The sequence below is a fragment of the Lacrimispora sp. 38-1 genome (genome assembly GCF_049890855.1).
GTDB lineage: Bacteria > Bacillota > Clostridia > Lachnospirales > Lachnospiraceae > Lacrimispora.
The window spans coordinates 1-15,323 of record NZ_JBANEW010000050.1; the positions used below are offsets into that span (position 1 = coordinate 1).

The window sequence follows — 15,323 nt, forward strand, 5'->3', positions numbered from 1 at the left end:
TCTTCCTCTGTCCTGTTTCCCGCGACGCCGCTGGAAAACCCACTGGAAGCCACCCCCCTCCACGTTTTCAATACTCATTAAGCGAAGATGCTGGTTATATCATATTGTCTGCGACGCTTTTTTTCAGATGGAGAAACACTGTCTGACAGAAAATGAGGAGTCCGGTCCCCGGATACGGCGAATTTTGCAGGGCGTCGATAGGTGTTAGGGAGAGGAAGTACGGAAATGAGGACAAAAAACGGACTCACAAAGTCCGTTTTTTAGGCGCCCTGAATCGGGTTTTCATCAGGAAAACCCGATGAATGGTGCCGGTGTCCTTATTTCCGTGCTTTCTCTCCCTTACACCTATCCCGCCCGAAACCATGAGCGTATCCGGGGACCGGACTCCTCATTTTCCGCCAGTCCACCCCAGTCTTCCCATCTCAAACATCATCCGCCCCTAACTAAGCATCCCCCCCGCAGTCCCACTGGCCGCGCAGATCGCCATTGTAGTCAGTATCTGATTCATCGACCCGTTTATCCCTCTGTTCAGCATAAAGGAAACTGCAAACAGCACAAGGAAATACAAAAGACCCAGTAACAGGCCCCAGAAGAACCTCCTCTGCTTAATGCTCTTTCCCATGAGAATACCTCCAAAGAGACAGGTGATGATGTAAACTGCATTGACACCCAGCCGGATCTGACCTTCCTTCAGCCGGAATCTATAAAGCGCTAAGGCCAGGATCACCAGCAGGACTCCGGTCAATATGTAGGTGACAAGCAGATTTCTAAGTGTGACCTGAAGCTTTGATTTTTCCATGTTATTTCTCCTTATGTCTTGTCTTATGGTTCAGTATATTCGTCCATCAGGGAGGATATTCGAATATATTGGCGGTTGAAAAAAATGTTTGAGCACCTGCCTGAGGGGGCAATTCATCTTGCACTGGTTAAAAACATGTGGTATAATCTCAAAGAATTAGGCAAATACAGGAGGTGTAAGTTTATGAAACACGTGAAAACATTAAGTTCCAGTACTTTAAAAGAATCTATGAAAAAAGGCGGCTGCGGTGAATGCCAGACTTCCTGCCAGTCAGCTTGCAAAACATCCTGTACAGTAGGAAACCAGAGCTGCGAGAACAGCAATCGTTAGTATAAAACTGTATAGAACAGCCATAAGGCAGATAAGCATATGCCCCTACGGTCGTTAGACGGTAGGGGTTGCTTCGCTTGTCTGCTAAAATGATTACGGGTTAAATTTTAATTAAGGAGAATACAGGTGATCCATCAATATATTAATAATGGCTTCCATATTATTATGGATGTCAACAGCGGTTCTGTTCATTCGGTCGATCCGGTTATGTATGATGCTGTGAAAATTGCGGCAGAACTGGTGCCGGATATGGAAGAGGCTGCAGCACTTCCCAAAGAAGCGGAAGAAAAGGTGTTAAAGGAACTTTCCGGGATCTATGAAGAGGCTGAGGTCAGGGAAGCCCTGGAAGAAATTCAGTTTCTGATTAATGAAGGGGAACTGTTTACGAGGGATATTTACCATGATTATGTGGTTGATTTTAAAAAGAGAAAGACGGCTGTAAAGGCGCTTTGCTTACATATTGCTCACGACTGCAACCTCGCCTGTAAGTATTGCTTTGCGGAAGAAGGGGAGTATCACGGTCGCCGTGCGCTTATGTCGTTTGAGGTTGGGAAGAAGGCGCTGGATTTTCTGATTGCTAATTCCGGGAACCGTAAGAATCTGGAAGTGGACTTTTTTGGCGGCGAACCTTTGATGAATTGGGACGTTGTTAAGCAGCTTGTTGAATACGGACGCTCAAAAGAGAAAGAATATAATAAGAACTTCCGCTTTACCATGACCACTAACGGCGTTCTTTTGAATGATGAGATTATGGAATACTGCAACCGGGAAATGAGCAATGTGGTGCTGAGCCTTGACGGACGAAAGGAAGTTAATGATCAGATGAGGCCGTTCCGTAATGGTAAGGGGAGCTATGAACTGATTGTTCCTAAATTTCAGAAGTTTGCAAAACTGAGAGGTACAAAGGATTATTATATCCGCGGGACATTTACCAGAAACAATATGGATTTTTCCAGAGATGTGCTGGAATTTGCTGATCTTGGTTTTGAGAGTATGTCCATTGAACCGGTTGTGGCTCAGGAGGAAGAGGATTATTCCATCAGGCAGGAGGATATTCCGGCAATTTTAGAGGAGTATGATAAGCTGGCTGTTGAGTATATTAAAAGACAGAAGGAAGGAAGAGGGTTTAATTTCTTCCACTTTAATATTGATCTGACTCAGGGACCCTGTGTAGCGAAGAGATTATCGGGCTGCGGTTCGGGGACAGAGTATCTGGCAGTTACCCCTTGGGGGGATTTCTATCCATGCCACCAGTTTGTCGGAGAAGAAGAGTTCCTTCTCGGCAATGTAGATACAGGTGTGACAAACACACAGATCCGCGATGAATTTAAGCTTTGCAATGTTTATGCGAAAGACAAATGCCGGGATTGTTTTGCAAGGTTTTATTGCAGCGGAGGCTGTGCAGCCAACTCCTATAATTTTCATGGAAGCATTACGGATGCGTATGATATCGGCTGCGAGATGCAGAAGAAGCGGATTGAGTGTGCAATCATGATCAAGGCAGCACTGGCTGAAGAATAAGACTGAAAGAACCTGCTTTCAGACTTAAGCTTGTTTATTCCAAAAGTGAAGGAGAAAAGTCATGAAAAGTAACAAAGGCAAGGGCCTGTTAGGGCTGATTTTTGCACTGGCGATGGTTGGATTGTTCGGCTATTTCGGCTATACCACCATGGGTGACATTAAGCTTGGATTGGATCTGGCGGGGGGCGTCAGCATTACCTATCAGGCAAAGGAAGAAAAACCAAGTGCCGAGGATATGAAAGATACAATCTACAAGCTGCAGCAGAGAGTTCAGAACTACAGCACAGAAGCAGAGGTGTACCAGGAAGGGGACAACCGTATTAATGTTGATATCCCCGGCGTATCTGATGCGAATGCAATTCTGGAAGAGCTTGGAAAACCTGGCTCTCTGACATTTACAGATGAGGCTGGAAAAGTTATTTTAAATGGTAATCAGGTATCTACTGCGAAACCTGTTATTACTGAAAATAACGGCATCAAGGAATACATGGTAGATTTGACATTTACAGATGAAGGAAAAAAGATTTTCGGAGATGCAACGACTGCCAATGTAGGAAAGAGAATTGCCATTATTTATGATGGAAAGATTTACTCAAACCCAGTCGTTCAGGAACCGATTACCCAGGGACAGTGCCAGATCAGCGGAATGAGCTCTTATGAAGAAGCAGAAACTCTGGCTTCTACCATCCGCATTGGATCCCTTTCTCTGGAGCTTGAAGAGCTACGTTCCAATGTAGTGGGTGCAAAGCTTGGACAGGAAGCCATTACTACCAGCTTAAAGGCGGGTGCAATCGGTTTCGCCATCGTAGCAGTGTTTATGATTCTGGTTTATCTGCTTCCGGGATTCGCTGCAGTAGTAGCATTGTCTATTTATGTAGGTGTTATCTTAATTCTGCTGGAAGCATTTGAGGTGACTCTGACTCTTCCGGGAGTTGCAGGTATTATTCTTTCTATTGGTATGGCGGTGGATGCAAATGTTATTATTTTTACCCGTATCAAGGAAGAGATCGGATATGGAAAAACCGTTAAAGCGGCAATTCAGACTGGTTTTAACAAAGCGTTGTCTGCCATTGTAGATGGGAACGTCACCACTCTGATTGCGGCAGGTGTACTGTTTTGGAGAGGCTCCGGTACAGTAAAGGGTTTTGCTTCTACTCTGGCTATTGGTATTGTTCTTTCCATGATAACTGCGCTGTTTGTGACTAAGTTTGTTTTAAACAGTCTGTTTAACTTAGGCTTTGATAAGGAAAAGATGTATGGAGTAAAAAAGGACAGAAAGCCGATTGATTTTATTTCAAAACGTATGATCTGGTTCTCCGCCTCTTTACTGGTTATTGTTATTGGACTTGCATGGCTTGGAGTGAATAAATCTCAGACCGGAAATATTTTAAATTACAGTATGGAATTTAAAGGCGGTACCTCCACCAATGTAACGTTTAATGAAGATTTGTCTCTGGACAAAATATCTTCTGAGGTGGTGCCTGTTGTGAAGGAAGTAACCAAAGATTCAGATGTTCAGACTCAGAAGGTAGCAGGTACCAATGAGGTTATTATTAAGACAAGGACACTGACTGTAGCAGAGAGAGAAGCTCTGAATAAATCCATGGTGGATCACTTTGGCGTGGAAGAAGAGAAGATTACTGCAGAGAGCATTTCAGGAGCGATCAGCCAGGAAATGAAGCGGGATGCAATTGTGGCGGTTATCATAGCTACTATCTGTATGCTTCTGTATATCTGGTTCCGGTTTAAGGATATCCGCTTTGCAGGCAGTGCGGTACTGGCACTGGTTCATGATGTGCTGGTTGTGCTTACCTTTTATGCAATCTTAAAATGGTCAGTGGGCTCCACATTTATCGCATGTATGCTTACGATTGTGGGTTATTCCATTAATGCTACCATTGTTATTTTTGACCGTATCCGTGAAAACCTGAAAACTCAGGTTAAGATGGAACTTGCTGATATCGTTAACTTAAGTATTACCCAGACATTTACCAGAAGTATTAATACTTCTCTGACCACATTTATCATGGTATTTGTTCTGTTTATTATGGGAGTATCCTCCATTCGGGAGTTTGCACTTCCGCTCATGGTAGGAATTGTATGCGGTACTTACTCTTCTGTCTGCATCACAGGTTCTCTGTGGTATGTTATGACTGTAAATAAGGGTAAGAAGAATTCAGCCGCAAAAGTAACCGCTAAAAACAGCAAAAAATCAAAGTAAGGAATTGTAAATGAAATATAAAATCATTGCAAAAGACGGACGTGCAAAGCGGGCGGAAGTGACTACGGTGCATGGCACAATCCAGACGCCGGTGTTTATGAATGTGGGAACCGTAGGAGCGATTAAAGGGGCTGTATCCACCGATGATCTCCGGGAGATCAAAACCCAGGTGGAACTGTCCAATACCTATCACCTTCATGTACGCACAGGCGACCGGTTAATTAAGGAATTTGGCGGGCTTCACCAGTTTATGAACTGGGACCGCCCAATTCTTACGGATTCCGGCGGCTTTCAGGTATTTTCTCTCACTGGTCTGAGAAAGATAAAGGAAGAAGGCGTGTACTTCCAGTCCCACATTGACGGACACAGGATCTTTATGGGTCCGGAGGAGAGCATGCAGATTCAGTCGAATTTAGCCTCTACCATTGCAATGGCATTCGATGAATGCCCGCCTCACCCGGCTACCAGGGAATATATGCAAAACAGTGTGGACCGTACTACCAGATGGCTGGAGCGGTGCAGGATTGAGATGGCAAGGCTGAATGAACTTCCTGATACCATTAATAAAGATCAGCTGCTCTTTGGGATTAATCAGGGCGGAACCTTTGAAGATATCAGGATCGCCCATGCGAAGACTATTTCTGCCATGGATCTTGACGGATATGCTCTTGGAGGTCTTGCGGTGGGAGAGAGCCACTCGGAGATGTACCGGATTCTTGATGAGACGGTGCCTTATCTTCCGGAAAACAAGCCCACTTATCTGATGGGGGTAGGGACTCCGGCTAATATTTTAGAATCTGTGGACAGAGGCGTGGATTTCTTTGACTGCGTTTACCCGTCAAGAAACGGCCGTCACGGTCACGTTTATACAAACCTTGGAAAATTAAATCTATTTAATTCCAAATTCGAACTGGATCATAAGCCGATTGAAGAAGGGTGCCAGTGCCCTGCCTGCCGTTCCTACAGCAGAGCTTACATCAGGCATTTATTGAAAGCAAAAGAAATGCTGGGCATGAGATTATGTGTCTTGCATAATCTGTATTTTTATAATACAATGATGGAAGAGATTCGCGAAGCGATCGAGAATCACCGTTATGGAGAATATAAGGAGAGGAAGCTATCCGGCATGATGACCGGTGGATCCGGGGCATAAGGCCCTCTTTTAGGACAGGCAGACGGCAGATCGATATATAAGGAGGAAACGGTTATGTTATTAGCAACAGGCGGTACGATGGGCATGGGTTTCTGGGTAATTTACATTGCAGTAATCTTTGGCTTTATGTATTTTATTGCGATCAGACCACAGAAGAAAGAGAAAAAAAGACAGCAGGAGATGTTCTCCAGCATTGCAATCGGTGACAGTGTATTAACCAGCAGCGGATTTTATGGAGTTATTATCGATATGACTGATGATACGGTTATCGTTGAATTCGGCAACAACAAAAACTGCAGAATTCCTATGCAGAAATCAGCCATTGTACAGGTTGAAAAGCCAGAAGCATAAAAACCATTACCCGGAAAAAGATTTCTTTTTCCGGGTTTTTTTATATTCAGGGTTGACAGGTGTTTCTATGTGAGATATACTTCAAAAGTAAACGGTTCAATAGTGAACTATTAAAACGCTGGAATAGCTTTGGCAGTATACAGCGCGGGAATTTTCTCATATGATTTAGTAAGGGTGTTGTTATGAATGAGTCTGTAACCAGTATGCCGGGAGAAAGAATGAGACAGGAAGAAGAGTGCTGTCTGGCATGCTTTGTAAAAATCGATAAGGTATATCAGAAACTTTGCAGTCAGTCCGTATCAGAATATGGTTTTACGCCCAATGAAATAGTAGTTATGATGTTTCTGGCAAATAATGAGGGATTAAAAAGTGCTTCGGAGATTGCGCAATACAGAAACATCTCTAAGGGTCTGATCGCAAGATCTGTAGATTCTCTGTGTGAGAAGGGATATATAACGGCAGACAGGGATAAGAATGACCGAAGGCTGGTCCGTCTCCAGCTTACGCACAAAAGCCATGAGATTGTGGAGCGGATCAGGCGGTGCAGGAAGGACTTTGTGGAAGAACTTCACAGGGAGATTCCTGAAGAAGATTTAAAGATTCTTCACCGCACCGCGTCAATTATGAATCAGAATGTGGAACGCCTATTAAATAAAACCTCCGTCAAGTCCGATGATCTGACCGGTTAGATAGGAGTTTTTATAGCCCAGGTGATAGACGAGATCTGCCACTTCTTCCGCTTTGCCCAGCCTTCCGGCGGGAATATCATCGATAAGAGCGATTAACTCATCTTCGCTTAGGAACTGATTCATCTCTGTATCGATGGCTCCGCATGCCACAGCATTGACCTGGATATTACTTGGTGCCAGTTCTTTGGCAAGAGCTTTGGTGAATGCATTGATACCGCCTTTGGTAGCGGAATAGGCTACTTCACAGGACGCACCCGAGACACCCCAGATAGAGGAGATGTTTATGATCTTTCCTTGTTTGTGTTCCAGCATTCCGGGAATAGCCAGCTTTGAACAGTGAAAGACAGATGTTAAATTGGTTCGAATGATACGGTCCCAGGCTTCTGCCGGCATATCCTGAAGGAGGCCGATGTAGGAGATACCTGCATTGTTAACAAGAACATCCAGAGGACCAAACTGCTTTTTAATCATTTGAAACAGTTCCTGGCATTGATTCATATCTCCCATGTCACCCATATAGGAGAGGCAGGAGATCTGATAGGACTCCAGTTCCTTCCTGGTCTGCAAAAGGCGGTCTTCATTATGAAGACAGTTAATGACCACATTGTATCCTTTTTTCGCAAATTTGACAGCAATGGCCTTTCCGATTCCCCGGGAAGCGCCGGTTACAAGTACTGTTTTTCTAGACATAAAACCACCCTTTCTGTCGGTATATGATGCCTTTATTTTAACAAATTCTGCTTTGAAATGCAACGAGGGCATTGCATACAAAAAGCTGGGTGAGATATAATGAATACAAAAGAATCTGTATTACAAATCAAAGAAAGCAGGTAGATAAAATGAATGAGATTTATGACGTTGTGATCATTGGGTCAGGTCCGGCAGGTCTTACTGCTGCAGTATATGGAAAAAGAGCAGAACTTAAGATGGTAGTGATTGAAAAAGAAGTCGCCAGCGGCGGCCAGATTCTCAATACCTACGAGGTAGACAATTATCCGGGACTTCCCGGAATTAACGGATTTGACTTAGGTATGAAGTTTCGGGATCATGCAGAAAAGCTGGGGGCAGAGTTTGTCACAGATGAGGTACTTCGGATTGAGGCAGCAGACGGAGAATTTACCGTTGTCGGCCAGGAGCAGTCCTATGTGACAAAATCGGTTATTATTGCAACCGGCGCTCTGTATCGAAAGCTCAGCGTTGTTGGAGAGAAGGAACTGACCGGAATGGGTGTTTCCTATTGTGCAACCTGTGACGGAGCATTTTTCCGTAACAAGGTAGCCGCCGTTGTAGGCGGTGGCGATGTGGCAATTGAAGACGCCATATTCCTTTCCAGAATGTGCAAAAAGGTGTACTTAATTCACAGAAGAAATGAACTGAGGGGGGCAAAGACACTGCAGACTCAGTTATTTAACCAGGAGAATGTTGAAATTATCTGGGATACGGTAGTGGAAGAGATTGAGGGAGGAGATCAGGTAGAGTCTCTCACCATAAAAAACTCCAAGACAGAAGAAACAAGCAAGCTTTCCGTTGACGGAGTATTTATTGCAGTGGGAATCAATCCCCAGAGCGAAGCCTTTGATAACCTTGTTGAGATGGATCATGGATATATTAAGGCAGGAGAAGACTGCGAGACTAATGTACCCGGTATTTTTGCAGCAGGTGATGTAAGAACCAAACAGCTGAGACAGGTATCCACTGCAGTTTCAGACGGAGCCAATGCAATTACAAGCGTAGAGCGTTATCTGACACGATATGGCAAATAGGCTCACAATATTTAAATCCTCCGATAATGTATGACCTTTATCGGAGGATTTTGCTAACCGTTAAATTCCCGGTTTTCAGGAATATAGGTGTCAAAAGGGGCTCTGTCAGATACTGCCTCCTGGCTCCCTTCATCTGATTTTTTCTGAGCGGAGGATGCCTCACCCTTCAGCTGCTGAATCTGCTCATCCAATTCCTTAATTCTTTTTTCCAGTTCTTTATATTTGCTGCTTTGCTGCAATGCGAAAGGATTTCTTTCTTTATCCCGCTGGTCTTCCAGTTTCCCCTTTTCCTTCTCCAACGCTTTTATTTGCTGCTCAATATCACTGGTGCTGTCCGGCTCTGGTTTTTGGCCTGCCTCTGCACCGGCTGGGTATTGAGGTGAAAAAGTCCCCATATTGCTGATATTCATAGCAATGCCTCCTTTTTTCCTGAGATACTATGAATATATTAAGGATGTTATGGAGTTTCAAGAGCTTTGCATTGAGATGCAGTCTGATTGTTGTGAAATGATAAAGAGTACGTTTAAACGAAAGGTTTGGGGATCTTTCTCAATATGGACTGTACCATGATATTTCCCGGCCACTGCTTTTATACTTTGAAGTCCGATTCCAGAACCTTTGACTGGCATAATATCATCGGAACGGCTGTTTTCAATTTCAATCATAAAAAAATCCCCTTTCCGGACCGTCTTAAGTATCAGATATTGAGGCGTTTTGCTTTCGCTGCTGCAGGCTTTGACAGCATTATCCACAGCATTTGAGAATACGATGCATAAATCCATATCATCGATGATACTGTTGTCGGGAATTTTTACAGTGCAGTCCACATTTATTCCCTTCTGGCGGGCTATCCCTAATTTATTTGTTAACAGAATATCTAACACTGCATTTCCTGTCTGGCATGGAAATGAAAGCTGATCTGTCAGGGTAGTCAGCTTACCCAGATATTCCATGGCTCTTTTTGTTTCTCCTGTTTTTAAGAAGCCCCCCAGTACGGCTAAGTGTCCATTTAAGTCATGCCGGAATGTTCGTGTCAGTTCGTAACGCATCTGCATTTCCTGGACAGAATCATACTGGACGTTTACCTGCTGTTCCAAAAGAGTATTCCGCATCTGCAGCGCAAAACCTTCCAGTAATTCTTTATAAGCAAAAAGCACTGCAAACAGACATAGATAAGCAGTTATCTGTATGACGAGCATCATGAAGTCATTTACGTCCGGAAAAATTCTGGTACCGTCTGAACTGACTGTGACTGTGTTCCCGTATGTGGCAAAAACATGCTGCATGACCAGAAGCACGAAGAAAATGGGGAGCATCAGAATCAGGAAATAACGCAGCATGGGTACTTTTCCGTCTTTCAGCCATTTCAAAGCAAGCTGATAGGAGAAAAATACAGCTGTCATTACAAATACACCAATTATTCCTGTAAGAACCAGCGTATAGGGAAACAGGATTGTTAAAAAGATATTAAGCAGTGATTGAAATATGCCGTTTACAACCTGCATAATGCAGATTGCCAATATGGCAGCAGCTGCAGACGTTGCCGGCGGACATTTAAGAGCCAGCCATCCGAATAAAAAAAGTGCTCCAAGCTCCAGAAGGGTGGACACTGGAAATGAAGCCCGGGTGAATAGTTCCATTGCAGCCACCAGGTAAATGACAAGAATGTAACCTGCATAATGATACCATTTTACAATTCGAATCGTAAATCTGCCCAAAAACCAGATTTCAAGCAAAGCCAGGCAGGCATTCAATATACAGAAGAAGTAAATAAAATCAAACCACCCCATGAACAGTTCGGTTGCAGGCATCTATCTGTCCCCTTTCTTCATATAGTTCAGCATCGCTTCCATAAATTCCTGCCTTCGAAGCCTGGAAACGGGAATGTTCTCCCCGTTAACTAACTTCGCCTGGCCGTTCTCATACCCGCAGACAGCATGAAGGTTAACCAGATAGCTGCGGTGGCAGCAGAAGAAATCAGATTCCAGCTGTTTTTCCAATTCATTGATCCTGAAATAGTAGTCAATGATCTCCTGTTTTGTATGAACATAAATTTTTCTGTTAATTGCTTCGCAGTATAAAATATCAGCAAAACGGATTGATTTACACCAGCACCCTTTCTGAATTGTTAAAACTGATGTTTTTTTGTCCTCAACATAGTGAATGATACGGTTCATTGTGGATAGAAAGCGCTGGCTGTTTAACGGTTTTAACAGATAATCGGATGCTTCTACGGAAAAGGCATCATAGACATATTCCTTCAGAACTGTTACAAAAATAAGAAAGCATTCGGAACCGGACTGCCGGAACCGCTTTGCTGCTTCCATACCTGTCATACTGCCCATTTGTATATCAAGGAAAACAATGTCGAATATTATATCACTTTTAAGCAGATCTTCTGCACAGGAAAAAGAATGTATCTCAGCTTTATAACTGGTTTCATTCATATACCCTGATATCTTATTTTTTAATTCCAGTATCATATTGTCATCATCATCACAAACTGCTATTTTAATCAAAATCAGTACCTCAGTATCACATAATAGAATAAGTCACATTAAGGATACATTTGATGTTATAAAAGTTCAAGTGAAATGTTGTGAAATGCTGCCAGAGTGTTGGGTTATGCAGTGGTTTGAAATATAAACTGGCATGCAAAAAGTAAGGGTGGAAACCGATTCTGGTTTCCACCCTTACCTGACTCATTTATAGTAATTCCGGTTCAATTAATCCGTAAGAACCGCCCTTCCTTTTATATACAACGTTTACTTCGTCTGTATCCGCATTGAGGAATACGTAGAAGCTGTGCCCAAGAAGCTCCATCTGTACACAGGCTTCTTCCGGGTCCATAGGCTTTACTGCAAATTTCTTTGTTTTGACAATTTCCACATGATCATCCACTGCTGTTTCATCTTCCAAAAATGCTGTTGAAAAAGAGGGAGCGTTTAATTTTTTGTCGATTAACTTGTTTTTATATTTTTTCAACTGCCGTTCCAGGATCTCTTCTACCAGATCGATGGAAACGTACATGTCAGTGCTTGATTCTTCAGCTCGAATAATATGTCCTTTCACTGGAATAGTTACTTCAATTTTCTGTATTTCCTTCTGCACGCTGAGTCTTACTGTTGCCTCTGTAGCAGGTGCGAAAAAACGGTCCAGTTTTCCAAGCTTATCCTCAACTGCCTCCCGTAACCCTGCTGTCACCTCAATATTTCTTCCTGTAATTGTAAAACGCATAAGTCATCAGCTCCTTTTTCTTGAGATAGCTATAGTATAGCATATTTATGAGAATAATTCAATCTCTCTGTAAAATATTAAGATAATTTAAGGAAAGATTTTGTAAAATGTCTCTTCTTATTATTTTATCAATTTATTGAAAAACTATAGATGGGATAAAAAAAATGTCAAGGGAAAAATGGAATTTTTCGTCGAAAAAGAAAATTTTATGACAAGTATACAAAAATGAGTAGATCTGTCATTCGCATGGGAATGCTGGGAATATGTGGAGAAAAAATGTGGATAATGTGGATAACTCGGTGCATAACTGTTTTTTTTCGCAAATGCGAGGGTTAGTGGTGGGGATAAAAATGGGGGAAAAATACACAATCCAATGTGGATAATGTGGAAAAGTCGGGAATCGAACAAATTTTTTGTGCAATGTGTCAGGTTAACCATAATTTTCAACTGAATTTGCTGGAGGTTGCTGATGAAAATGGCAGTACCTGGCAATTAAAGGTCTGATTATTACCAGAATGTTAATTTTTTATGAATTCGTTGAATTAAAAGCAGGTTAGTGCTACAATATACAGGATTGTACGGTGTATATTGAAAGATAGAGTAGGAGAATAAATCATGAACTTGGTTCAAAAAATATTTGGAACTCATAGTGAAAGAGAATTGAAAATTATTAGTCCCATTGTGGATAAAATAGAATCTCTGCGCCCGACCATGGTTGCACTTACGGATGAGGAATTGAAAAACAACACGAAGCTTTTTAAGGAAAGACTGGCAGCAGGAGAAACTCTTGACGACATCTTGCCGGAAGCGTTCGCAACTGTAAGAGAAGCCGGAAGGCGAGTTCTTAATATGGAACATTTCCGTGTGCAGTTAATCGGTGGTCTGGTTCTTCACCAGGGACGTATTGCGGAGATGAGGACTGGTGAAGGTAAGACTCTGGTGTCAACATGCCCGGCTTATTTAAACGCGCTGGCAGGGAACGGAGTACAGATTGTAACAGTTAACGACTACCTGGCAAAGCGTGATGCGGAGTGGATGGGAAGAATCCATGAGTTCCTTGGTCTGACAGTAGGTGTTGTACTCAACAACATGAACTCAGATGAAAGACGTGATGCTTACAACTGTGACATCACCTATGTAACCAACAACGAGCTTGGTTTTGATTATTTAAGAGACAACATGGCCATCTATAAAGAACAGATGGTTTTAAGAAATTTAGATTTCTGTATCATTGATGAGGTCGACTCTGTTTTGATTGATGAGGCGAGAACTCCTCTTATTATTTCCGGACAGAGCGGGAAATCCACAAAGCTCTACGAAGTCTGCGATATTCTCGCACGCCAGCTGGAGAAGGGCGAAGCTTCCGGAGAGTTTTCCAAGATGGGTGCCATCATGGGAGAAGAAATCACTGAGACCGGTGATTTTATTGTGGATGAGAAGGACAAGGTTGTAAACTTAACAGAACAGGGTGTGGAAAAAGTGGAACAGTTCTTCCACATTGAGAACCTGTCAGATCCGCAGAATTTAGAGGTTCAGCATAACATTATTCTGGCTCTTCGTGCCAACTATTTAATGTTCAGAGATAAAGATTATGTGGTAAAAGATGATGAAGTCCTGATTGTAGATGAGTTTACAGGACGTATTATGCCCGGCAGACGGTATTCTGACGGCCTTCATCAGGCGATAGAAGCAAAAGAGCATGTGAATGTCCGCAGAGAGAGTAAAACTCTTGCCACCATCACATTCCAGAACTTCTTTAATAAATACAACAAAAAAGCAGGTATGACCGGTACTGCTCTTACAGAGGAGAAGGAATTCAGGAATACCTATGGAATGGATGCGATCTCTATTCCGACAAACCGTCCGATTGCCCGTATTGACCAGGAAGATGCGGTTTATAAAACAAAGAAAGAAAAATTTGAAGCAGTATGCGACGAAGTGGCAGCTGCCTATGAAAAGGGGCAGCCGGTACTGGTTGGTACCATAACCATTGATACATCTGAGATGTTAAGCGGTATGTTAAAACGCAGAGGTATTCCCCACAAAGTCTTAAATGCAAAATATCATGAGCTTGAGGCGGAGATCGTTGCTGATGCAGGTGTGCATAAGGCAGTTACCATTGCAACCAACATGGCAGGCCGTGGTACTGATATTAAGCTTGATGATGAATCCAAAGCTGCAGGCGGTTTGAAGATAATTGGTACAGAGCGTCATGAGTCCCGCCGTATTGATAATCAGCTCCGTGGCCGTTCCGGCCGTCAGGGAGATCCGGGTGAGTCCAGATTCTATATCTCTCTGGAAGATGATTTAATGCGTCTTTTCGGTTCCGAACGTCTTGTAGGCATGTTCAATGCTCTTGGTGTGCCGGAAGGCGAGCAGATTGAGCATAAGATGCTTTCCAATGCCATTGAAAAGGCACAGATGAAGATCGAGACCAACAACTATGGCATCCGTGAGAACCTTTTAAAATATGATGAGGTCATGAACGAACAGCGTGAAGTGATCTACGCAGAAAGAAGAAAAGTTCTTGACGGGGATAACATGCGTGACGTTGTATTAAAGATGGTCACTGATATTGTGGAGAATGCTGTGGATTTGTCCATCAGTGAAGAGCAGTCTCCGGAAGAATGGGATTTGAATGAATTAAATACCCTTCTCCTTCCTGTGATTCCCCTTCAGCCAATCACCCTTCCGGAAGACGGAAAAGTGAGAAAGAATGAGCTGAAGCATATGCTGAAGGAAGAAGCCATTAAGCTTTATGAAACCAAAGAGGCAGAGTTCCCTGAGGGAGAACAGATCCGTGAGATTGAGCGTGTAATTCTTTTAAAAGTAATTGATAATAAATGGATGTCTCATATTGACGATATGGATCAGCTGCGCCAGGGTATTGGTCTTCAGGCCTATGGACAGAGAGATCCCCTTGTGGAATATAAGATGAGCGGCTATCAGATGTTTGATGAGATGACAGCGGCTATCCGGGAAGATACTGTCCGGATCCTCTTCCACATCAGAGTTGAGCAGAAGGTGGAGCGTGAACCTGCTGCCAAGGTGACAGGAACCAATAAGGATGACAGCTCAGTGAAGGCACCGGTGAAAAAGGCTGATAATAAAGTCTATCCCAATGATCCATGTCCATGCGGTTCCGGCAAAAAGTATAAACAGTGCTGCGGACGCAAACCAGTATAGTATTTTTATGAGATTGGAGTCCGCTCCCTTTCCGGGACGGACCCCAATTTTATATTTATAAATTAAAAAACGA

At 43.0% G+C, this 15,323-nt stretch carries 14 protein-coding genes; 8 read left to right on the forward strand and 6 right to left on the reverse strand.

The features are described from left to right. Nucleotides 1–439: 439 nt before the first annotated feature. Nucleotides 440–799: a TIGR04086 family membrane protein gene (locus tag V7D18_RS10850; protein WP_117416165.1), complete on the reverse strand. Its 360-nt coding sequence runs from the start codon at nucleotides 797–799 to the stop codon at nucleotides 440–442. Between the two features lie 183 nt (nucleotides 800–982). Here V7D18_RS10850 and scfA point away from each other — a divergent pair, with 183 nt between their 5' ends. The 6 genes from scfA to V7D18_RS10880 all read left to right on the forward strand — a co-directional run bounded on the left by scfA (nucleotide 983) and on the right by V7D18_RS10880 (nucleotide 7,064). Further along, nucleotides 983–1,129: a six-cysteine ranthipeptide SCIFF gene (gene scfA / locus V7D18_RS10855; RefSeq protein WP_097003442.1), complete on the forward strand. Its 147-nt coding sequence runs from the start codon at nucleotides 983–985 to the stop codon at nucleotides 1,127–1,129. A gap of 126 nt (nucleotides 1,130–1,255) precedes the next feature. Beyond that, a complete protein-coding gene (scfB, locus tag V7D18_RS10860) occupies nucleotides 1,256–2,650 on the forward strand; it encodes a thioether cross-link-forming SCIFF peptide maturase (protein WP_426154237.1) in 1,395 nt (464 codons plus the stop codon). A gap of 61 nt (nucleotides 2,651–2,711) precedes the next feature. Further along, nucleotides 2,712–4,871: a protein translocase subunit SecD gene (secD, locus tag V7D18_RS10865; protein WP_426154239.1), complete on the forward strand. Its 2,160-nt coding sequence runs from the start codon at nucleotides 2,712–2,714 to the stop codon at nucleotides 4,869–4,871. 10 nt (nucleotides 4,872–4,881) lie between these two features. After that, complete coding sequence (gene tgt / locus V7D18_RS10870) at nucleotides 4,882–6,024, forward strand: tRNA guanosine(34) transglycosylase Tgt (protein ID WP_426154241.1); 1,143 nt, start codon at nucleotides 4,882–4,884, stop codon at nucleotides 6,022–6,024. A 54-nt stretch (nucleotides 6,025–6,078) separates the two neighbouring features. Continuing rightward, on the forward strand, nucleotides 6,079–6,375 hold the full coding sequence (yajC, locus tag V7D18_RS10875) for a preprotein translocase subunit YajC (RefSeq protein ID WP_426154243.1): 297 nt from the start codon (nucleotides 6,079–6,081) through the stop codon (nucleotides 6,373–6,375). A 182-nt stretch (nucleotides 6,376–6,557) separates the two neighbouring features. Next, the gene (locus V7D18_RS10880) at nucleotides 6,558–7,064 is read left to right on the forward strand and encodes a MarR family winged helix-turn-helix transcriptional regulator (RefSeq protein ID WP_426154245.1); all 507 of its coding nucleotides are present in this window, start codon (nucleotides 6,558–6,560) and stop codon (nucleotides 7,062–7,064) included. Here V7D18_RS10880 and ymfI read toward each other — a convergent pair. Beyond that, nucleotides 7,023–7,754 carry an elongation factor P 5-aminopentanone reductase gene (gene ymfI, locus V7D18_RS10885; protein WP_426154247.1) on the reverse strand — a complete coding sequence of 244 codons (732 nt, stop codon included), beginning with the start codon at nucleotides 7,752–7,754 and terminating at the stop codon, nucleotides 7,023–7,025. The genes V7D18_RS10880 and ymfI overlap by 42 nt on opposite strands. A gap of 149 nt (nucleotides 7,755–7,903) precedes the next feature. Here ymfI and trxB point away from each other — a divergent pair, with 149 nt between their 5' ends. Further along, nucleotides 7,904–8,827, forward strand: a complete 924-nt coding sequence (trxB, locus tag V7D18_RS10890; RefSeq protein WP_426154249.1) for a thioredoxin-disulfide reductase — start codon at nucleotides 7,904–7,906, stop codon at nucleotides 8,825–8,827. A 53-nt stretch (nucleotides 8,828–8,880) separates the two neighbouring features. On the opposite strand, the gene V7D18_RS10895 is transcribed toward trxB, so the two are convergent. The 4 genes from V7D18_RS10895 to hpf all read right to left on the reverse strand — a co-directional run bounded on the left by V7D18_RS10895 (nucleotide 8,881) and on the right by hpf (nucleotide 12,064). Continuing rightward, nucleotides 8,881–9,237 carry a hypothetical protein gene (locus V7D18_RS10895; protein WP_426154251.1) on the reverse strand — a complete coding sequence of 119 codons (357 nt, stop codon included), beginning with the start codon at nucleotides 9,235–9,237 and terminating at the stop codon, nucleotides 8,881–8,883. A 57-nt stretch (nucleotides 9,238–9,294) separates the two neighbouring features. After that, nucleotides 9,295–10,638: a sensor histidine kinase gene (locus V7D18_RS10900; RefSeq protein WP_426154253.1), complete on the reverse strand. Its 1,344-nt coding sequence runs from the start codon at nucleotides 10,636–10,638 to the stop codon at nucleotides 9,295–9,297. Beyond that, nucleotides 10,639–11,346: a LytR/AlgR family response regulator transcription factor gene (locus V7D18_RS10905; protein ID WP_426154255.1), complete on the reverse strand. Its 708-nt coding sequence runs from the start codon at nucleotides 11,344–11,346 to the stop codon at nucleotides 10,639–10,641. A 187-nt stretch (nucleotides 11,347–11,533) separates the two neighbouring features. Then, complete coding sequence (hpf, locus tag V7D18_RS10910) at nucleotides 11,534–12,064, reverse strand: ribosome hibernation-promoting factor, HPF/YfiA family (protein ID WP_314465653.1); 531 nt, start codon at nucleotides 12,062–12,064, stop codon at nucleotides 11,534–11,536. A 615-nt stretch (nucleotides 12,065–12,679) separates the two neighbouring features. Here hpf and secA point away from each other — a divergent pair. After that, nucleotides 12,680–15,250, forward strand: a complete 2,571-nt coding sequence (gene secA, locus V7D18_RS10915) for a preprotein translocase subunit SecA (RefSeq protein ID WP_426154258.1) — start codon at nucleotides 12,680–12,682, stop codon at nucleotides 15,248–15,250. The last annotated feature ends 73 nt before the right edge of the window (nucleotides 15,251–15,323 follow it).